Origin of the sequence: Massilia sp. HP4, from assembly GCF_005222695.1 — a bacterium.
In the GTDB taxonomy this organism is placed as follows: domain Bacteria; phylum Pseudomonadota; class Gammaproteobacteria; order Burkholderiales; family Burkholderiaceae_D; genus Telluria.
The window spans coordinates 144,746-164,981 of the sequence record NZ_STGG01000041.1; the positions used below are offsets into that span (position 1 = coordinate 144,746).

At 66.3% G+C, this 20,236-nt stretch carries 15 protein-coding genes; 6 read left to right on the forward strand and 9 right to left on the reverse strand.

The genetic code is table 11. The features are described 5' to 3' along the window. Positions 1-55: 55 nt before the first annotated feature. The 3 genes from E8M83_RS14645 to E8M83_RS14655 all read right to left on the reverse strand — a co-directional run bounded on the left by E8M83_RS14645 (position 56) and on the right by E8M83_RS14655 (position 4,885). Positions 56-2,455, reverse strand: coding sequence for a TonB-dependent receptor (locus E8M83_RS14645; RefSeq protein WP_137174080.1), 2,400 nt, complete (start codon positions 2,453-2,455; stop codon positions 56-58). Between the two features lie 226 nt (positions 2,456-2,681). Then, entirely contained in the window at positions 2,682-3,839 is a 1,158-nt protein-coding gene (locus E8M83_RS14650) for an LLM class flavin-dependent oxidoreductase (protein ID WP_137174081.1), read from the reverse strand. A gap of 26 nt (positions 3,840-3,865) precedes the next feature. After that, positions 3,866-4,885 carry an LLM class flavin-dependent oxidoreductase gene (locus E8M83_RS14655; protein WP_137174082.1) on the reverse strand — a complete coding sequence of 340 codons (1,020 nt, stop codon included), beginning with the start codon at positions 4,883-4,885 and terminating at the stop codon, positions 3,866-3,868. Positions 4,886-5,114: 229 nt separating this feature from the next. Between E8M83_RS14655 and E8M83_RS14660 the strand changes: the two genes are divergently transcribed. Continuing rightward, the gene (locus E8M83_RS14660; protein WP_137174361.1) at positions 5,115-5,705 is read left to right on the forward strand and encodes a malonic semialdehyde reductase; all 591 of its coding nucleotides are present in this window, start codon (positions 5,115-5,117) and stop codon (positions 5,703-5,705) included. On the opposite strand, the gene E8M83_RS14665 is transcribed toward E8M83_RS14660, so the two are convergent. After that, positions 5,702-6,769, reverse strand: coding sequence for an ABC transporter substrate-binding protein (locus tag E8M83_RS14665; RefSeq protein WP_137174083.1), 1,068 nt, complete (start codon positions 6,767-6,769; stop codon positions 5,702-5,704). The two genes, E8M83_RS14660 and E8M83_RS14665, sit on opposite strands and share 4 nt — an antisense overlap. Before the next feature lie 225 nt (positions 6,770-6,994). Between E8M83_RS14665 and E8M83_RS14670 the strand changes: the two genes are divergently transcribed. Beyond that, positions 6,995-8,035, forward strand: a complete 1,041-nt coding sequence (locus tag E8M83_RS14670) for an ABC transporter substrate-binding protein (protein ID WP_137174084.1) — start codon at positions 6,995-6,997, stop codon at positions 8,033-8,035. Positions 8,036-8,050: 15 nt separating this feature from the next. Here E8M83_RS14670 and E8M83_RS14675 read toward each other — a convergent pair whose 3' ends face one another. Continuing rightward, positions 8,051-9,232 carry a sigma-54-dependent Fis family transcriptional regulator gene (locus E8M83_RS14675; protein WP_137174085.1) on the reverse strand — a complete coding sequence of 394 codons (1,182 nt, stop codon included), beginning with the start codon at positions 9,230-9,232 and terminating at the stop codon, positions 8,051-8,053. 223 nt (positions 9,233-9,455) lie between these two features. Between E8M83_RS14675 and E8M83_RS14680 the strand changes: the two genes are divergently transcribed. Further along, positions 9,456-10,526: an ABC transporter substrate-binding protein gene (locus tag E8M83_RS14680; RefSeq protein ID WP_206077463.1), complete on the forward strand. Its 1,071-nt coding sequence runs from the start codon at positions 9,456-9,458 to the stop codon at positions 10,524-10,526. Positions 10,527-10,592: 66 nt separating this feature from the next. Here the strand turns inward: E8M83_RS14680 and E8M83_RS14685 are convergent, their stop codons facing one another. Genes E8M83_RS14685 through E8M83_RS14695 form a run of 3 tightly spaced genes read right to left on the reverse strand, consistent with a single transcriptional unit; the run spans position 10,593 to position 14,510 of the window. Continuing rightward, a complete protein-coding gene (locus tag E8M83_RS14685; RefSeq protein WP_137174086.1) occupies positions 10,593-11,987 on the reverse strand; it encodes a cytochrome c in 1,395 nt (464 codons plus the stop codon). 12 nt (positions 11,988-11,999) lie between these two features. Beyond that, complete coding sequence (locus E8M83_RS14690) at positions 12,000-13,775, reverse strand: GMC family oxidoreductase (RefSeq protein WP_137174087.1); 1,776 nt, start codon at positions 13,773-13,775, stop codon at positions 12,000-12,002. 6 nt (positions 13,776-13,781) lie between these two features. Next, positions 13,782-14,510, reverse strand: a complete 729-nt coding sequence (locus E8M83_RS14695; RefSeq protein ID WP_137174088.1) for a gluconate 2-dehydrogenase subunit 3 family protein — start codon at positions 14,508-14,510, stop codon at positions 13,782-13,784. A gap of 592 nt (positions 14,511-15,102) precedes the next feature. On the opposite strand from E8M83_RS14695, the gene E8M83_RS14700 reads away from it, so the two are divergent. From E8M83_RS14700 to E8M83_RS14710, 3 genes are all read left to right on the forward strand, one after another. Further along, on the forward strand, positions 15,103-15,831 hold the full coding sequence (locus E8M83_RS14700; protein ID WP_137174089.1) for a GntR family transcriptional regulator: 729 nt from the start codon (positions 15,103-15,105) through the stop codon (positions 15,829-15,831). Positions 15,832-15,899: 68 nt separating this feature from the next. Then, a complete protein-coding gene (locus tag E8M83_RS14705; RefSeq protein WP_137174090.1) occupies positions 15,900-16,100 on the forward strand; it encodes a hypothetical protein in 201 nt (66 codons plus the stop codon). 59 nt (positions 16,101-16,159) lie between these two features. Then, positions 16,160-17,299 carry a hypothetical protein gene (locus E8M83_RS14710; protein WP_137174091.1) on the forward strand — a complete coding sequence of 380 codons (1,140 nt, stop codon included), beginning with the start codon at positions 16,160-16,162 and terminating at the stop codon, positions 17,297-17,299. Here the strand turns inward: E8M83_RS14710 and E8M83_RS14715 are convergent. Then, positions 17,289-20,066, reverse strand: coding sequence for a TonB-dependent receptor (locus E8M83_RS14715; protein ID WP_137174092.1), 2,778 nt, complete (start codon positions 20,064-20,066; stop codon positions 17,289-17,291). The two genes, E8M83_RS14710 and E8M83_RS14715, sit on opposite strands and share 11 nt — an antisense overlap. Positions 20,067-20,236 lie beyond the last annotated feature (170 nt).

A 20,236-nucleotide genomic window follows, 5' to 3' on the forward strand; every position in this document is an offset into this window, starting at 1 on the left:
CTGCGCAGCAGTGGCGGCTGCCCGCACTGCTTCTGCGCCAGCAATCGCCGCGCGGTCAGAAGTGGTAGGTGTAGGATCCGCCAACCCTGCGGCCCGGCGCCCAGTACACGACGTCGCCGTTGGTGGTACCCGGCACGAACGCCGTCAACGAGTGGTTCTTGTAGACCTTGTCGGTGATGTTGTCGGCGTAGAGGCGCCATTCATGCTGGCCGCCCGGCGCGGTATAGATGGCGCGCGCATTGGTCAGCGTGTAGCCGCTCTGGTTCAGCAGGTAGCGCGAATCGAGCTGCGGATCGACGAAATAGAACTGCTTGCCCGTGTAGTGGGAATCAACCCCGAGCACGACCCGGCCGCCGTTGGCGAGCGGGATCTTGTAATCGGCCGCCAGCAGTGCCGTCACGTGCGGCGAGCGCACGAACTCGTTGCCATTGCGGCTGCCGCCGCCGTTCTGGATGTCGAAACGGTCGAACTGGGTACGCAGCAGGCCGACGCTGGCCTGCAGGTGAAGCGCTTCGGTCGGACGTGCCTCGAGTTCGAACTCGGCGCCGTAGACGTGGGCGCGATCGACGTTCTGCAGGTAGTTCACGGTCTGGGTCGGGTCGCCGTTGTAGATGCCGGTAATGTTGACCTGGACCTTCTGGTAGTCGTAGTAGAACAGGTTGGCGTTCAGGTTCAGGCGCCGGCCCAGCCATTCGGACTTGAGGCCGACCTCGTAGGAGTCGAGTTCTTCCGGCTCCACCGTGTTCAGTGCGCGCACGTCGGCGGCGCTGGTGTTGTAGCCGCCAGACTTGATGCCGTGCGCGTATTTGAAATAGACGCGCTTGTTCTCGTCGATCTTGTACTGCGGCGTGAAATCGTAGGTCCAGGCGCGCCAGGTAGTCGAAGGGTTCGACGTAAAGTTATTGCGGGCCACGGCCGGGGCGCCGAAGTTACCGCCGATGACCGTGTTCCACCAGTTGTCGGCGCTGCCGAAATTGACCGCGTTCGACGCGGCCTGGATGCGGCGCAGGTCGAGGTCCTTGGTCTCGGTGGTCCAGCGCAGGCCGACCGTCGCCAGCAATCGGTCGGTGAAGTCGACCGTGGCGCTGCCGAAGGCGGCGAAGCTGCGCGTCTTGTGCTCATACACGGTGTTGTTGTAGCCGACCGGCTGGGTGCTCGGCAAGAAAGCCCCCGCGATCGGTTCCGGCAGGCGGGCCACCGAGGAATCCGAATCGATCGTCTCCTTGAAATAATGCAGGCCGCCGACCCAGTTGATGCGGTCGCTCTTGGGCGAGGCCAGGCGCAGCTCTTGCGAGAACTGGCGGCTCCTTGCTTCGGTGCGGCCGCGGCTGATCTCGAGCGGAGAATTGTCATTGTCGCCAACGCTGTCGGATTCGAAGTCCTCGAAGCCGGTGATCGAGGTCAGCGCATAGTCGCCGAACGCATGCTCGAGCGTCAGGTTCAGGCCGCGCTGCTCGATGTTCTGCACCGACGGCGCATTGCTGCTGACGTCCTCGGGATCACGCGAAGGGATATAGCCGTTGCGGTAGATGCCATTGGGCGCATAGCTGGCGACCGTGGTGGTCGCGCCGTCGACCTGGTAGTCGCGGTAATGCAGCGACAGGTTGGCGGTGAAATCGCGGTTGATCTTCGCGCGCAGCTGGGCGCGCAGCGCATTGTCCTTCAGTTCTCCGTCCTTGCTGCCCTTGAAGACGTTGTTGAAGTTGCCTTCGTGCTGCTCTTCGGAGTGGAAGGAGATGCGGCCGGTCAGCACGTCGTCCTTGATGCTGCCGCCGATCGCGCCCTGCAGCAGCACCGTGTCATGGCTGCTGTAGTCGGCCTTGAAGTAGCCGTCGGTCTGGGCGCTCGGTTTGCGCGACACCACATTGATGGCGCCGCCCGTGGTGTTCTTGCCCCACAAGGTGCCTTGCGGGCCGCGCAGCACCTCGACCCGCTCGAGGTCGAACAGCGGGAAGCCGGTCGCGCTCGAGTTGCTGATATAGACGTCGTCGCGGTAGAAGCCCACCGGGTTCGGGAAATCGATCTGCTGCTGGCCGGCGCCGACGCCGCGGATCCACCAGCGCGGGCGGCTGTGCTGCTGGGTGCCGGCCGAGGCGTTCGGCACATAGTTCAGGATCTCGCTGGCCGAGCGGCCGACGCCTTCGGACAGCAGCTCGTTGCCGCCCAATACCGTGATCGCGCTCGGCACGTCCTGGGCACGGCCCTCGCGCTTCTGCGCAGTCACGGTGACGGTTTGCAAGGTGACCGGCGCCAGCGCCGGCTCGAGCGAAGCGTCCACTGCAGCGTCGACCGCAACGCCGGCATCGGGCTTGTCTTCCGGCGCGGCATGCGCGACGCCGGAGAAGGCGCCGGCGCCGAGCGTCACGGCGAAAGCGGCGCGCATGGCGCATACCAGCAGGGTATGGTTCAGAGTGATGGTGTGCCCCGGGGCGGCAGGAGAAATCGAACTGCGCATATGCATCCTTTATTAGAAAAAGTCGTTGGACGCTGTTCTATTCGCAAGCACCGTGCCTGCGCAAAATCGCCGGATTCCGGCAGCTCTATGTTGATTAGCTAGCAGTTCGCGGCCGAGTGTTGGAATTGGTGCAGCGCAGCGTGGGCACGCTGGCGCGCATGGAGCAGCGCCAAAGAAAACGACCGGGTCTCCCCGGCCGCTCGCGTCCACCCATCGCCTGCCGCGCCTAGCCTACGGCGCGCAGCAACTGCTGGCCGGCGCGCCCGCGCACCAGCGGCAGCACTTCCTCGCCCACGCGATACGCTTCTTCCAGGTGCGGCGTGCTGGCCAGGATGAAGGCGTCGGCGCCCAGTTGCACCAGGTCGTCCAGGCGCTGGGCCACCTGTTCGTAGCTGCCGACGATGCCCTGGGTCTGGCCGCCGCGCAGCAGGTTGAAGCCCGACCAGATATTCGGCTCGACGATCAGGTCCTTGTAGCTGTTGACCGTGGTCGGGCGGTTGCCGCGCTGGCGCGCCGCGCCCACCGAGTCGCTGCCGTCGATGCCGAGGAAGCCGTCGAGCGTGGCCTTGTCGGTATTGGCAAAGCCCTTCGCCACCTCGGCCCAGGCTTCCTCTTCGGTGGCGCGCGCCACGATGTCGACCCGCACCGCGCACTTGATCTTGCGTCCCAGCTTGTCGGTCTTTTCCTTGACCTTGGCGAACTTCTCGCGCAGCTGCGCGAACGGCTCGAGCCAGGTCAGGTAGAAGTCGGCGTGCCTCGAGGCCGAGGCCAGGGCCGCGTCGGACGAACCGGAGAAGTAAATCTCGGGGAAATCCTGTTCGGACAGCGGATGCGCCAGTCCCGCGTTCTCGACCTGGTAGAACTTGCCGTTGTACGAGAACGAACCGCCGCGCCAGACGCCGCGCACGATGTCGAGGAATTCGGTGGTGCGGGTATAGCGGTCGTCGTGGCCGGCCGAATCGCCCCACCACAGCTGGGCCGGACCGCCGCCGCCGGTGATCACGTTGTACAGCGCCCGCCCGCCGGTGGCGCGCTGCAGGCTGGCCGTCATGCGCGCCGCGACCACCGGATTCAAGAAGCCCGGCTGGAACGGGATCATGAAGCGGAAGGTCGAGGTTTCGCGCGCCAGCAGGCTCGAAATCACCCACGGCTCGTCGGTCATCGGGAACGACGGAATCAGGCCACCCTGGAAGCCGGAGATCTCGGCCGCGTGGGCAATTTCGGCGATGTAGTCGATGTAGCTGAAGCCGCCGCTGCCGCCGGCCACGCTGGTATTGCGCAGATTGTCGTTACCGGGGAACCAGTCGCCGCGATGCGGAGCGCGGCTGCGGTGCGAACTCGGTTCGCCATGGGTGGGGATGCGCCAGAAGATATCGATGGTCATGGTGAAGGTCTCGTATGATTGGTCGGTCAGGCGGCCTGGCGTTGATGCGCAAGGCGGGCGCGCAGGCGCGGCAGGACGTGCTCGCCGAAGCGCCAGGCCTCTTCGAGATGCGGTGTGGCGCCCAGCACGAAGCTCGTGATCCCGGCTTCGGCATACTCGGCCAGTTGCTCTTCGACCTCGGCGTAGCTGCCGACCAGGGTGCGGCGCGCGAAGCCCGCGCGGTCTGCGCCGGATTGCGCAAGGTGACGCTCGGCGTCGTGGCTGGCCTCTCGCCCATCCTCGCGCGCCAGCACGTCGATGCGCAGGCCGATCGCCAGGGTCCGGCCTTGCGCGGCCGCCAGTTCCTGCAAACGCGCGATCGCCGGCCGCAGTTCTTCCAGCGGCGCCGCATCGAGCACGTGCACGTCGGCCTGGCGCGCCGACAGCGCGAACGCCTCGTCGGAGGCGCCATCGAGGTACACCGGCGGCAGCGGATTGCCGCCCAGCGGACCGCGGAAGCCACCACCCTGGACCTCGAAGAAACGGCCCTTGAAATCATAGGGTGCGCTCGTCTGCACGCCGCGCGCGACGGTGATGAATTCGTCGATCCGCGCCAGCACGTCCTGTTCCGGCACATTGTCGGCATGGCGGCGGCGGGTGGCGGCGTCAACGCCCTGGACGATCTGCCAGGCAAAGCGCCCATTGCTGGCGCGCTGGAAGCTCACAGCGTTCTTGGCTGCGTAGACGGCAGAACCCCAGGCCGCGTCGAAGCCGGCGATCAGGCGCACGTGCCGCGTGCCGCGCGCCAGGTAGCCAGCCACGATCCAGGATTCGTCGCCGTCCAGGTCGTGCGGCACCAGCACGCCGTCGAAGCCGGTGATGTCGGCCGCGCGCGCCACCTGGTGCAGGTAGTCGAAATAGTTGAAGCGGTCGCCGCGCGGATCGCTCACGCCCTCGGTGAACGGGATGTGGCCCGGCGCGGGACGCTCGCCGCGGCGGGTCTTTTCCGCATTGGCGTAGCGGCCGTCCCCGCTGGTCGGCAACTGCCAGATGAATTCGGTGGTCATACGGGATCCTCGTGAAGTGGTGCTTTCCCCTCCAGCAGGATGCGTGCCATACACCACAGGTATGCGACTGCTGCGCAGGCAGCACCGCGCTACGGGCCTGCTGGCTGCAAAACGACAGCCTGCTGCATCCTGCGCAACGCTGCGGCGCTGCGGCGCTGCGGCGCTGCTGCGCCTGGAGCGCTTCTTGCATGCGCTTGCGGGTTCCATCATCCCGACCGGAGTACCGACCTTGCCTTCGCCACTGAACGACACCGCCCTCGACCAGCTGTTTCGCAGCGCCCGCAGCTACGGGCGCTTCCTGCCGCGCGCGGTCGAGCGCGAGACCATCGCCGCGCTGTACGAGCTGTTGAAATGGGGCCCTACCGCCTTCAATGCGCAGCCGGCACGCTACGTCATCCTGCAGTCGGATGAAGCGAAGGCGCGCCTCGCCCCTGCCCTGTCATCGGGCAACCGCGACAAGACGCTGGCGGCGCCGGCGGTCGTCATCGTGGCCCAGGATGCGCGCTTCCATGAGCACTTGCCCGAGCAATTCCCGGTCTACGACGCCAAGGCGCTGTTCGACGCCAATCCGGCCTTGCTCGAATCGACCGCCCAGCGCAATGCGGCCCTGCAGGGCGCCTACCTGATCCTTGCCGCGCGCGCCCTGGGCCTGGATACCGGTCCCATGTCCGGTTTCGATGCCGATGCCGTCAACCGCGAATTCTTCACGGACGGGCGCTACCGCGCCAACTTCCTGGTCAACCTGGGTCATGGCGACCCGGGGTCGCTGCGTCCGCGCGGCCCGCGCCTGGAGTTCGCGCAGGCCGTCACCATTCTTTAAGCAGCCCGCAAGCGGCGCGCCAGCGCCGCATCGAACGGCCGCGCATCGATCCAGCCGCGCACGTCCACCGCCGCCGGCAGGAATTCCCAGCGCAGCAAGAAGTCCGCAAAGTCCTGCAGGCCGGCGATATTCGCATCGGACAATTCGGTGTCGAGCCGTTGGTGCGCATCCTGCCCATACGCCGCCGTCACCCAGTATTCGCTGGTATTCGATTCGCGCGCCAGGAAGCGGCGCGTGTCGTCGGGATGGGCGCGCGCCCAGTCCTGGGCCCGCAGCACCTGGTCGACGATGTCAACTGCCACGTCGAAGTGCTGCTCGACCAGGTGGCGGTCGACCGTCAGTGCGCGCGGCGTGCCGTTATTCGAGCGCACCAGCGGTTCGGGGTGCACACCGGTATCGATCACCGTGTGCAGGCCGAACAGCTGCGCCAGCTGGGCCGCGATGGCGCCCTTCAGGAAGATCGCATCGACTTCGCCGCGCAGCAGCCCTACCAGCTCGGCCGCCTGCCCGCCGCTGCGCCGTCCACCGCCGAAGACATTGGTGCCGGCCACGCGCTCGGCCGGGGCATCGCTCTGGCCCTGCTCGATCGTGAAGTCGACCAGTTCCACGTCGCTGACCTCGAGCCCGTCCAGGCGCAGCGCGTTTTCCAGGCCGCGGATGGCTTGTGCGCGGGCGAAGTCGATCTGGGCGTTGACCCATTTCGGCAGGCCGAAGCGGCGGCCCTTGAGGTCGCGCGGGGTGCGGATGCCACTGGTCGGCAGGGTCAGGATGCGCTGGGTCTCGTCGGCCCAGGACAGGCCGACCAGCCGCGTGTCGCTGCCCGCCGCCCTCGCCCACAAGGCCGGGATATTGCCGCCGTGGCGCACGGAGTTCTGCAGGGTGTGGTCGAAGTGCGATTCGCGCACGGCCTGCTGCTCGGACTCGCGCAGCGACTTGACGGCAGTGCCGCGGGCGGCCAGCGCTTCCTCGAGCCAGCCTTGCTGCACGGCGATGCCGAGCGCGGTCGGCACCGGGCAGCGGGTATACCAGAGGGTGTCGAGCTGCTTGATGGATGGGGTACTCATATTCTCTCCTGGGTGATGAAATGGAACGGCGTCGGCTTCCTGTTCGCAAGACACGTGCCACCGTCCCGGGGGTGTGAAACTACTGTGTAGCGAGCAGCCGGTGCTGCGCCGACAGCAGCGCTGCATCGAAACCAGCAATCCGGCACCGGCAGGGCTCCGGCACGCTTCCTGCATCCCCAACCGGCACCGGGCTGTCCGGCCTGTCCAACGAAGGAGCTGACGCGCATGAGCATTGACACGATCTGGTTTACCCGATGTCCGGTCCCCACCGCCGCCGGCCTGGCCTACCAGCTGGGATGGCTGGAACAAGAATTCGCCGCCGACGGCATCGCCCTCAAGACCCTGCAGGAAACCGGAGGAAAGCTGGCGCGCCATCACTACGACCACGGTCTATCTGGCCTGATCCGCGAGGGCGGCAACCTGCTCGCCCTGCCCGCGCGGGCGCAAGGCGCCGACACGCGGCTGGTCGGTCTGACCTGGATCGACGAATGGCAAACGATCCTGGTGCGGCCCGGCTCCGGCATCCGCAGCCCGCGCGATTTAAGGGGCAAGCGCCTCGCGCTGCCGGTATTTCGCCGCATCGACATCGAGGAAAACCGGCGCGGCCGCAGCATCGCGCGCGGCATGAGCCTGGCCGGCTACCACGGCGCGCTGGCCAGCGTTGGCCTGGGCCTGGCCGACGTGATCCTGGAAGAAGTGGGCAGTCCCGAGCCTGCATCGCCCGGCACGGCGCCCGGCGCCAGCCTGTGGCAAGGCATCGCGGCCCTGGTGCGCGGCGACGTCGACGCAGTCTATGTCAAGGGCGCGGCGGCGGTGGAGGCCGCGCGCGCCGCCGGCGTCGAAGTCGGCATCGACCTCGACGCGCTGCCCGAACGCAGGTTCCGGGTCAATAACGGCACGCCGCGGCCGATCACCGTGCACCGGGATTTCCTGGAGCACCACTTCGACCTGCTGGTCCGCTTCCTGGCGCAGACCTTGCGCGCCGCCGAGTGGGCGGCCGGGCATCGCGACGAGGTGCGGGCGATCCTGCAGCAAGAGACCCAGGCCGGCGGCGACGCGGTGGCCGTCGCCTACCGCGAAGGCTTCCATGCCGCGCTCGCGCCCGACTTGTCCGCCGAGCGCCTGGCCCTGTTCGAACAGCAGAAGAACTTCCAGCTGGCCCACGGCTTCCTCGACCGCGACGTCGATGTACGCGCCTGGGCCGACGACCGGCCGCTGGCGGCGGCGCGCGCCTTGCTCGACAACCGGGGAAAACTGGCGGCGTAAGAAGAGCGGCCGGCGTCAGGCGAGGACGCCGGCCTTTTTCAGATAGGTGCGCAGCACGTTGCGGCTGATGTTCAGGTAGCGCGCCGTGCGCAGCTGGTTGCGGTCGCTGCTCTCCCAGGCCGCGACCACCAGCTGCAGCTGCAGCGCCTCGAAGGTGATCTGCTCGCCCGAATCGAGCAGGGCTTGCCAGGCGGCCTGGAAGCGCTCGGATTCGCAGGCCACGGGGGCAGCCGGCTCGGGCTCGGGCGCAGGAACCGCCGGCGCGGCGTAGAACGCCGGCGGGACCGGCGCCACCATCGCTGCAGGGGCAGGCGCCTGCATCAACGGCGACAGGCTCAGGTCCGCAGGCGTCACCCGCCCGTTGCGGCATACCAGCAAGGCACGATGGACGACGTTTTCAAGCTCACGGATATTGCCCGGCCATGGATACTGGCGCAAGGCCAGTTCGGCCTCTGGCGACAGGTTCACCTCGCCCAGGTGCAGGCGTTCGGCATAGGTCTGGACAAAGTGGCGCGTGAGCGGCATCACGTCGCCCGGGCGGTCGCGCAGCGGCAGCAGCGGCAGTGCGATCACCTGCAGGCGGTAATACAGGTCTTCGCGGAAGCGACCGGCCCGCACCGCCTCGGCCAGGTCGACATTGGTGGCGGCGATCAGGCGCACGTCGATCGGCACCGCCTGGCGCGAACCGAGGCGCACCACTTCGCGCTCCTGCAGCACGCGCAGCAGCTTGACCTGCATCGGCAGCGGCAGGTCGCCGATCTCGTCGAGGAACAGGGTGCCACCGTTGGCGGTCTCGAACCAGCCGGCCTTGCCCTGCATGGCCCCGGTATAGGCGCCCTTTTCGTAGCCAAACAACTCGCTCTCGATCAGCGTCTCGGAAAACGCGCCGCAGTTGATCGCTACGAATCTGGCGCTGCTGCGGCGGCTGAGGGCGTGGACATGGCGCGCGATCAGCTCCTTGCCGGTGCCGGTTTCGCCGGTGACGAGGATGGTGGCCTCGCTGGGCGCCACGCGCTCGATCATCTCCTGGAGCGCGCGCGAGCGCGGATCGGCGAACACGAAGGCGGTGGCGCGCACCAGCAGGCTGGTCTTGGGCGCGTCGGTGAAGGCGACCAGGGGCTCGGCGTCCGGGCCGCCGCGCGCGAGCTGGGCGTTGCGGGCGAATTCAGGGGGAACGTAGGGAGCGGTCAGGTTCATGCCCTGACTATAGTCCCGCCTTGGTGCGCTGCGAACGAATTGTGCAACGCAAGCTTATCCGGATTACGCATATCCCCGCCGGCTGCAGGTTCCGTGCCACCACATGGGGCCGAAAACTGCGCAGCAGCCAGCACAGGCTGCGCAAAAACCAGCAATCGACAGGCGATTTGCGCTGGCCCGGCGCTTGCTATGACTAGGGGTACGACAACCTGGAAAACAACACATGACATCACCACTGAACGCGCCGATCCAGCTCTGGTACAGCCACCGCGGCGGCGCCACCGCCACTGGCCTGGCCGTGAGCAAGGGCTGGCTGCACGCCGAGTTCGATGCCGGCGCCACGTCGCTACGCTCGCTGGAAGACGCGGCCAGCCGCGACATCCGCCTGTCCTATTACCACCACGGCCAGACCGGCCTGTTCCGCGAAGGCGGCAACGTACCGGCGCTGTGGGCGCGCTCCGAGGGGCAAGGGGCGGTGGTGGTGGGCATCACCTGGGTCGACGAGTACCAGGGCATCCTGGTGCGGGAGGGCAGCGGCATCGAGGCGCTGGCCGACCTGAAGACGAAGCGCCTCGGGCTGCCGCTGCGGCGGCACGCCCTGATCGACATCCACCGCGCCAGCGCCCAGCGCGGCTTTACGACCGCATTGAACGTCGCGGGACTCGACCCGCGCCGCGCGCGCTGGGCCCATATCGAGTCGCCCGATTTCGAATTCCCGCAGCGCGATCCAGGGCGCGACATCGAACTCGAGGCGCTGCGCTCGGGTTACGTGGATGCCGTCTTCCTGCGCGGCGCCCAGGGCTACGCGGCCGCGCGCGATCCGTCCTTGCGCGTGATTGCCGACCTGAACCTGCTGGAAGATCCGCTACAGCGGGTGAATAACGGCACGCCGCGGCCGATCACGGTCGACCGCGATTTTTTGGCGCGCCATCCGGGCATCGTGCGCCGCTACCTGGGCGTGCTGCTGCGCGCAGGCGCCTGGGCGCGCGGGCATCCCGACGAAGTGGGGCGACTGGCTGCGCTCGAAAATCCCGGCTATACGGCGCAGGATGTCACTGGTGCGCTCGGGCCCTCCCTGCACCGCAGCCTGACGCCAGCACTGGATCCAATCCGGCTGGCCGGCCTGGCGGCGCAGAAGGAATTCCTGCTCGACTGGGGATTTATCCGGCGCGACTTCAATATCGATGACTGGATCGATCCGGCCCCGCTGGCCGAGGCGAAGCTGTTTGCCGGGCAGGCGGCGCCGGCGGCGGTCATCTATCCGCCGGTCCTGGGCTCGGCCTACGTTCACTAAAAAGAAAAGCGCCGCCGGTGCCCGTCGAGCTGACGGGTACCGACGGCGCCGCCGTCACATGCCGGATCAGTGCCTGGTATCGCCCTTGTCCGCCGTATGCAGCTCGTGCTCCTTGACCAGCTTGCGCACCTTGGCTACTTCTGCCGCACCCACTGGCGAAGCCTGGTTGCCCCAGCTGTTACGCACGAACGTGACCAGCTGCGCCGTTTCTTCATCCGACAAGCGCCATGCAAAGCCCGGCATGCCCAGGTCCGACGGCGCGGTATGCGTCGACGGCAGGCGTGCGCCGGCCAGGATCACGCGGATCAGGGACGTTGCATCTTCCTGCAGCACGGTCGGATTGCCCGGCAGCGCAGGGAACACATCGCCGGCCGCCTTGCCGTCGACACGGTGGCAGGCCGCGCAGTTGTCCAGGTAGAGCTGGACGCCGCGTTCGCTGTCATTGCCCTGCATGATCTTCTGGACGGTCGCATCGCTGGCCGCGAAGCTGGCCTTCTTGTTACCGGTCTCCGGCAGGCTCTTGATGTAGAGCGCCATCGCCATCAGGTCCTCGTCCGTCATGTTCTGCGTGCTGTGCTTGACCACGTCCTGCATCGGCTCGCCCAGCACGCCCGAGTGCTTGTTACGGGCGGTCTTGAGCGTGTCGACGATGTCTTGCGCGGTCCAGTTGCCCATGCCGTCGACCTTGTCGCCGCGCAGGTTCACTGCCAGCCAACCGTCGATCAGCGGGCCGCCGGCCAGGTACTCCGGACCGGATTCGTCCAGCGCCAGCTCGTTGAGCGTGGCCGCACGCGGGGTATGGCAGCTGCCGCAGTGGCCCAGGCTCTGCACCAGGTAGGCGCCGCGGCCGATGCGCTGGTCGGAATACTTCGACAGGTCCATCGGGCCCTGCACCGGCACGAAAGTCTTGCGCCAGATGCCCAGTGGCCAGCGCATCGACAGCGGCCAGCTGATCTCGTTGTCGCGGTTGGCCTGCTTCACCGGCTCGACGCCGTGCATGAAGTAGGCGTACAGGGCGCGCATATCGTCGTCGCTCATGCGGGCATAGGACGGGAACGGCATCGCCGGATACAGGGTACCGCCGCCCGGCACGATGCCGTGGCGGACCGCACGATCGAAATCGTCCAGCGAGTACTTGCCGATGCCGGTGTCCTGGTCGGGCGTGACGTTGGTCGCGTACATATTCCCGATCGGCGACTGGATCACGCGGCCGCCGGCGAATTCCTTGCCGCCCGGCGCCGTGTGGCAGGCGATGCAGTCGGACGCGGTGGCGACGTAACGCCCCTTCTCGATCAAGCCGGCGTCGGGCTTGGCGCCTGCGGCCAGGCCGGCGAGCGGGCCCGGTTCGATCTTGCGGGTCTCGGTCGGCGCCACGGCATAGCCATAGGCGCCGGCAAGGACCACCGCGCCAACGATGGCGAGACCGAGGACGATTTTCTTGACAGGTGTTTGTTTGGTCATGTGTTCGTCCTATTACGCCTGCACCAGCGGGCCCGGGTTCTTGATGTACTGTTCCCGGATCGCTTTCGCGCACCAGTAGGCCAGCGCGCCGACCATGCCGGTCGGGTTGTAGCCGTTGTTCTGCGGGAAGGCGTTGGCGCCCGGCGCGAACACGTTCGGCACGTCCCACGACTGCAGGTACTTGTTCAGGGCCGAGGTCTTCGGATTGGCGCCCATGATCGCGCCGCCCACCGTGTGCGTGCTCTGGTACTGGTTGATGTTGTAGTGCGTGCCAGGCTTCTTGGCATCGCCCTTGGTCGCCAGCGGATTCAGGACCTTGCACATCTCCTGCGCCTTGTCGACCAGGTAGGCCGACGCCGCGATCTCGTTGTCGTGCCAGTCGAAGGTCATGCGCAAGAGCGGACGGCCGAAGGCATCCTTGTAGTTCGGGTCCAGGTCGAGGTAGGCGTCGTCGTAGGCCATGCACGAACCCTGCACCTCGTAGTAGAACGAGTGGCGCATCGCATCCTTGGCGCCCTTCTTCCAGTCGCTGCCCCAGTTCGGCACGCCCGGCGCGGTCGCGATGCCGCGCACCGGACCGCCGCCCGGCTGGCGCGCCCAGATCACGCCGCCGCCGACGAAGCCCGACTTGGTCGGATCGTTGCGGTTGCCGTTCAGGTCGTCGAAGGTGGTGCCGCCGCCGCCGATGCCCATGAACTGGTTGGCGTGCACATTCTTGTCGAAGAACAGCGAGACGCGGTTCAGGTTCTGGTACGAGTAGTTCTTGCCGACGGTGCCGGTCTTGGTGACCGGGTCATAGGCCGGGCCGATCTTCGACACCAGCATCAGGTGCACGTTATACAGCGAGAACGCGCCCAGGATGACGATGTCCGCCGGCTGTTCGCATTCCTGGCCGCCCGCATCCAGGTAGTTCACGCCGGTGGCCATCTTGCCGTCCGCCGTCAGGTTCACCTTCAGCACCTGGGCCAGCGTGCGCATCTCGAAGTTCTTGCGGCCGCGCAGGACCGGGAAGATGTTGATGTTCGGGCTGGCCTTCGAGTAGTTCAGGCAGCCGTAGTCCGAGCAGAAGCCGCAGAAGTTGCATGGGCCCATCTGGCAACCGTAAGGGTTGACATAGCTGGCCGAGGTGTTCGAAGCCGGGATCGGGAACGGGTGGTAGCCCATCTCGCGCGCCGCCTTGTAGAACATCTCGCCGCCCAGGTAGTCGGGGTTCGGTCCCAGCGGGTATTCGCGCGAGCGCGAACCTTCGAACGGGTTGCCGCCTTCGACGACCTTGCCGTTGATGACGCCGGCCTTGCCCGAGGTGCCGCACACGTATTCGAAGTGGTCGAAATGCGGTTCCAGCTCTTCGAAGGTGACCGGGAAGTCCTGGATCGACATCCCCGCCGGCATGATCTTCTTGCCGTAGCGCTGCTCCATGGTGGTGCGCAGGTTGAGGTCTTCCGGCAGTGCGCGGAAGTGCACGCCCGACCAGTGCGAACCCGCGCCGCCCACGCCGGTGCCCGGCTTGAACGAACCCATGCGGCGCTTCGGCACCGCCACGGTGGACAGGTTGTGACGGATCGTCACGGTCTCTTGCGCCAGCGATTGCAGGTATTTGCGGTGCACCGAACCTTCGAGTTCGTCGATCACGCGCGGATAGGCGAAGTCGGTCTGCGTGTCGCGGTCAGGGCCGCGCTCGAGGATGAGCACCTCCAGGCCGGCGTCGGTCAATTCCTTGGCCATGATGGCGCCGACCCAGCCGGCGCCGACGATGACCACGTCTTTTTTATCTTTTACGATTGCCATATTCTCTTATCCCCTCCGTCCAGCCAGGTCCACCGGTCCCAGCGGATACGGTTTGTCGCGAATCTTCACCCACTCCAGGTAGTCGCCCCGCATGCCGGGGTAGCCGATCATCTTCCAGGCGCCCATGTTCTTGTTGCCACCATGGCTAGGATCGGAGAAGTAGCCAGCACGGGTCTCGGCCAGGAAATCGGCGAAGAAGGTCTTCGACGAGATGTCGGCCAGCTTGATCTTGCCGCCCTCGAGGTCCTTGAGGACCGCTTCCTGCATGCGCAGGTCGAGGTCGGCGAAAGCCTTGCCCGAATAGGTCCTGGTGCAGTGGGCATCGACGTTGGCGATGCCGACGCGGATGATGTCCTTCAGCGCCAGCTTGCCCTGGTAGCCGAAGTCGGAGGTCGCTTCCAGGAACGGGCCCTGCATATACCAGATGCTGCCGGCCGCATACGGCGACTGCATGTGGCGATCGAGGAACTCGGGCACGCCCAGTTCGACCGCGCCCGGACCATGTTCGTCATGCGGGATCAGGCGATCGACCGCAGCGATCACGAATTTCCATTCCTTCGCATTGAAGAACTTGGGGGTATAGGGATCCGGCTTGCCTTCGGCAGGTGCGCTGGCGCCGGCATTGGCGTTGGATACGCCCTGCTGCAAGGCCGCTGCGCCGCCGGCGGCCATGGGCACGAACACCAGGCTCTTGATGAGGCGCCGCCGCGATGAAGATTGCTGATCGTCGGACATATAGTCTCTCTCTCAATTCGAAAAAAATGTATTTTGTATGCAAAATGCAAGATACATAGTACCAATAAGCGCGGTGGTATGCCAGTCCGAATGTTTGCCAGGCTGGTATTCCCATGTGGGAATGACGGTCAATGGATGACCCATATGGCGCCGATCAGGGTAACCAACAGTTACACAACAGAAATACGGTACTGCTGCTAGAATGCACGTTTCAGAAAATTCAGAATTTTTAGAATTTTTTGACAGTCATCGGCCTACGTCCTGAAGTCCCATGTTTACTGGAGATCGTGGCGTATGGGACCGCCCTGCTCCTGCCAGCACAAGAACCATGCTAGGCAATGGGCGGACTGCCTTGCGAGATGGCGATATGGGAAAAACGCATGATCGCGGCTCTCCGTGCGATGACCTCATGAGAGTTGGTCAAATAAACATGCGCCTCTGAGCCGGACATTAACCGTTGCACGATTGAAACATTTTTCTTGGCTGGGTATGCAGCCTGGGTCGATATTTACGACAAGTTAACCCTGCTTTCAGCAATGCAAATACGACCGAATGATAGAATTCCTCCAAAACTATGAAACTGGAGACATTGATGCAGCACTCGGACGTTGAACCGGTATCGGATCCTGGGGCGCCCGCGCCATCGCTTCCGAAACTGGCGCGGCAGCACCTGCACGAGACCGTGGTCTCGCACCTGCGCCAGATGATCGTGGAATCCGTGTTCCCGCCCGGGATGAAGCTCAATGAGCGCGAGCTTTGCGAAACCATGGGCATCTCGCGCACGCCCCTGCGCGAAGCCCTGAAGGCGCTGGCCGCGGAAGGCCTGATCGAGATCGCGCCGAACCGCGGCGCCTCGGTCTACAAGATGTCGCATCGGGAAGTGTGGGAAACCTTCGAGTTCGTCAGCGGCCTCGAGGCCCTCGCGGGCGAACATGCGTGCGAGCGCATCACGCCCGAGGAAGTCGCCGAAATCCGCGCGCTGCACGATGCGATGCTCGCCTGCCGCGAACAGGGCGACCTGCCCGGCTACTACAACCGCAACCAGGCGATCCATAACAAGATTTCGGAGGCCGCCCGCAATTCCGTCCTGCACCAGACTTACCTGGGCATGAACCGGCGTCTCCAGTCCTTGCGGCTGAAATCGAATATCGTTCCCGAGAAATGGGACCAGGCGATCGAAGAGCACCGCCAGATGCTCGAAGCGCTCGAAGCCCGCGACGGCAAGCGCCTGGCGGCGATCCTGTCGAAGCACCTGCTCGACAAGCGCGAGTCGGTCATGGAATTACTGGCCGATTCCACCGGCGCGCGCGCCGTCTCCTGAAGCGCCGGCGCGACGCCGCCTGTCGCAGCCGCGTGGACACTGGGGGTTTTCGAGCCCAGGAGAAACCCATGTCCCGTCATACCTTGAAGGATGCGCGTCACCGCATCATCGGCTACATCGACACCGCGGCCGACGGTCGCCAGACCGGCCGCGACGAGCGCCTGCGCATCGTCGCCCATTACGACCCGCGCTCGAACATCACCCGCGACGATCGGCTGCGCAACGTAGGCTACGGCAACCTGGTCGCGGCGCTGATCGCCGGACGATGACCGGCTCATCCAAAGGCAGTATAGTGCCGGCCAGTCTCCATCATCCGCACCTACAAGCCATGCCTGATCGCCCCTGGTACCTCCCCCTTGAAGGCTGTACCACGCTGGACGAGATCGGCGCCCTCTGGCACGACTTGCTCGAAGTGCGGCGGGTCGCCCCTGCCTATCCGGTGCCGCGCTATGCCGACGCCGTGCTGCTGTTCGCCGGCATGAGCAGCCTGCCGCCGCGGCTCAGGCTGGGCGCCCTGCTGGCCTGGGGTTCGGCCTTCGACACCGACCTGCGGCTGGCGCTCGGCGCGCTGCACGAGGCGGTGCTCGAAGTCGGGCAAGCCTGGCCGGACGCGGTCGCCGCCTCGGTCTCCGACAATGGCGGCGCGCTGCTGCTGGAGACAAGCGACCCATGGCTGTCCGCCTTCGTCGCCGGACGCATGGCTGGGCTGCGCGAGACCTTCGTCCACGATGGCGTGCGTCCCGGGCACTGGACGGCGGCATTCTGGAACCGCTTCCTCGAGATGGCTTGCCGCCACGGCGACGTGGTGGCGGTACGCCACGCGCTCGGCCAGGGCGCCGATCCGCATGCCGACGGCAGCGCCGCCATCGCCGCCGCCGCGGCCGGACCGGATGCGCACGAGCCGGCCAACGCCGACGCGGCGCAACAGGACTACCTGGAGGTGCTGGCCAGCCTGCTGGAACACGATGCCGACGCCCGGCACGCCCTGCTGGACATCGCCTTCCCCGCCGCGGCGGCCGCCAACAACGTGGCCGCCCTCGCCTGGCTGAAGGCGCAGGGCGTTGACATCGACCACGCCGGCAGCGCGGCGCTGGCCGCGGCGGCCAGTCAACTCGCCATCGAAGCCTTCGAATGGCTGCTGGAGCAAGGCGCGGATACGTGCAATCCGGAGCTGCTCGCCGCGGCCGCATCGTCCCTGGACGAGACGATGGTCGAGCTGGCGCTGGACGCGGGCGCAGGCGTGGACGGCAGCGCACTGCCGGCCTTCCTCGCGGCGCTCGACAGCTCGCCCCGGGACCTGTATTCGGTCGAGGCCGAGTTCTTCGACATGCGGCTTGCCATCCTGGCGCTGCTGCAGCGTCGCGGCCTGCGGCCCGACGCCGCCGAACTGGCCGCCGCCGTACATGGCAATGCGCGCCGCGGCAAGCTGATGGACGCGTTGTCCGCGCCCGCTACGCTTACATCCTGAAGCGCAGGCTCACGCCATACGTCGTCGGGTTGTAGCGGATATCGCGCGGCATATACGGGCCCAGGCTGCTCTCGAACTTGGCCTTGGTCAGATTGATCGCGTCGAACTGCAGCGAGACCTTGTCGTTGATCTCGTAGCCGATCGAGAGGTCGACGAAAGTCGCTGCCTTGACCACGCGGTCCTGGTTGAACGGCGCCTCGGCGATCTGCTCGACGTAGTCGCCGCGGCGGGTCGCGGCCAGGCGGCCGGTGATGCCGCGGCCTTCGTACAGCAGCGCCAGGTTGTAGCTCTTCTTGGCCACACCGGTCAGCGGCGTGGTGGTGAAGGTGTCGCTGTCGAAGGCGGTGCGGCTCTGGTTCTCGCCGTCGATCCAGGTGTAGTTGGCCTGGGCGCCGAAATTGCTCCACGGGCCAGGCAGGAAATCGAAGAACTTCTGGACCCCGAACTCGGCCCCGCGCAGGCGGCCCTTGCCCGAGTTCTGCGGACGGGTCACCCGGTAGACATGGCCATCGATGATTTCGTCTTGGGTGAAGCTTTGCTCGTAGCCGTCGATATCACGGTGGAACAGCGCGACCTGGGCGAAACCGTTCTTCTGGAAGTAGTACTCGAGCGTGGCGTCGATATTGGTCGAGCGGGTCGGCTCCAGATAGGGATTGCCGGCGCCGCCGCTGCCCGGCACGTTGACGGTCGACGGCACCAGCGACAGCGCCGGGTTCAGGGTGCCGAAGTTGGGCCGCGTGATGGTCTTGCCGACCGAGAGGTGCGACTGCAGGTCTTCGGTCCAGCCGACCACGGCCGAGGCGCTCGGCAGGTAGTTGGTCTCGGAGGTCGACAGGTCGATGTCCGACACCGCGTCGCCGATGCGGGCCTGGCCGCGCAGGTCGCGCTTGACGCGAATGACGCGCACGCCGATCTCGCCATCGACGGTGACCCCACCGACGTCGGTGCCCCAGCGCGTGCCCAGGTACAGGGTCGCGTTGCGCTCGCGTTGGTCGAAAGCGCGGCCCGGGTCGTTCGGCACCCGGCCGCTGCCCTGGCCGTAGGCGTTGCGCACGGCGTCGGCATGGTCGATCAGGAAGTCGGAAGACGGCCCGTACCAGGCGCCGCCCAGGCGGTCCAGGCCCGGCACCAGGCTCTGGAACGAGGCGCCAAGGGCGCCGATCGGGCTCGGACGCTCGCCCGTGAAGTCGGCATGGCCTTCGGCGCCATGGTAGCTTGCCTTGCGCGAGGACAGGCGCACGCCGGCCGTCAGGGCATTGAAGAAGCCGCCGCCGGTCAGGCGATAGGTGGCGTCGGTGCGCCACTGCAGCTGGCTGCCGGCCTGCTCGTTCCAGTTCTGCACCAGGCCGCGAAGCACGAAGTTATTCGGATCCTGCAGCGCGTTGGCGCTGCCCGGCGTGGTGATGGCGTTGAAACCGCCATGGCCGTCGGCGCCATACGAATACAGGCTGGCCGACGCGCCGGGCACCTGCTGGTCGACGATCACGGTGTCGTTGACGAACCTGGAGCGGGTATAGCCGAACTGCGAATCGACGCTCAAGGGGCCATCGTTGTACTTCAGGCCCAGGTTCAGGTAATGCGTGGCGGTGCGCTCGTTCTGTCCCCAGGTGCTCGACGCAGTGTACGGATCCCAGTCATAGGCGTTGCCGAACTGGGCGCCCGGCGCTCTCGCCGCCAGGATCGGGCAGATCGCGCCCTGCGGCGTGGCGCAGGCGCTGCCTTGCGGCGCGAGCACCACATCGGTCAGGCGCGGCGCCCAGGTGGCGTTGCTCATCACGTAATTGACGCCGGTGCGGCCCTGGTAGCCCATGCCGAGGTATTGGGCGCTGGCGGTCAGGCGCGGGTTGACCTTCCACTGGAAGGCGCCGTGCACGCTCTGGCGCTCGCGCTGGCCGGTGTTGTAGATGCCGCCGACATTAGGCAACTGCCCGAGCGTGTCGCCCGGCGCGGCCGGCGCATACGGCCCGGTGTTGCCCAGGCGGGTCGCCGTGCCGTCGGGGCGCACCGAGAACACATTGTCGGGACGGTCGACGTATTGCACCGGGAAGGCCCAGTTGTCGCGGTTGACGGCGACGTCGAACAAGGCGCCCATCTCGCCGAAGTCGGTATTCCAGCGATTGCTGACCAGGAAGCCGCCGCCCGGGCTGTGCTTGTCGGAGGTGTTGCTGCTGCCGCTCGTCTGGTTGACGCGGTCTTCGATGTAGCCGGTGGCGACGAAGCCCTCGTTGTCGAACGGCGCGCGCAGGCGGATGTTGACGGCGCCGGCGATGCCGCCCTCGAACTGGTTGGCGGTGGCCGATTTATACACTTCCATGCCGGCTATCGACTGGACCGGCAAGTCCTGGTAGGACAGGCGGCGGCCGGCGGCGGTGAAGATTTCGTTGCCGTCGAGCGTGGTGGCGACGTCGGGCAGGCCGCGGATGATGACGGTGCTGGTCTCGCCGCGGTCGCGGCCGACCTGGACCCCGGCCACGCGCTGGAGCGCATCGCCCGCCTGGCGGTCGGGGAACTTGCCGATATCGTCGGCGTTGATGGCGTCGACCACCTGCGCGGCGTCGCGCTTGATGTCCTCGGCCGAGCGCAGGCTCTGGCGCAGGCCGGTGACCTGGACCACGGTGGCGGGAGCGGCGGCCGGTGCTGCCGGTACTGTTTCCGCGCCGGCGACCTCGGTCTCGGTCGCGGTGGCGGTTTGCGCCAGCACTGGTGCAGCATAAGCCGACATCAGCATGATGGCAGCGCAGATCGGCTTGACTTTCAATCGGGTCATTCTCACTCCAATTTCGTATGATTTTCCCGATGATTAACGCGGCCGTATGTCATTCCGTTGACATAAATACACAAAATATTTCAACCATATTTTTGTAAGAAAATTCACGATCGCGTACTTACAATAGAAAAGCTCGCCGAAGCGAGCTTTTTCGTTGAAGAAGACGACTG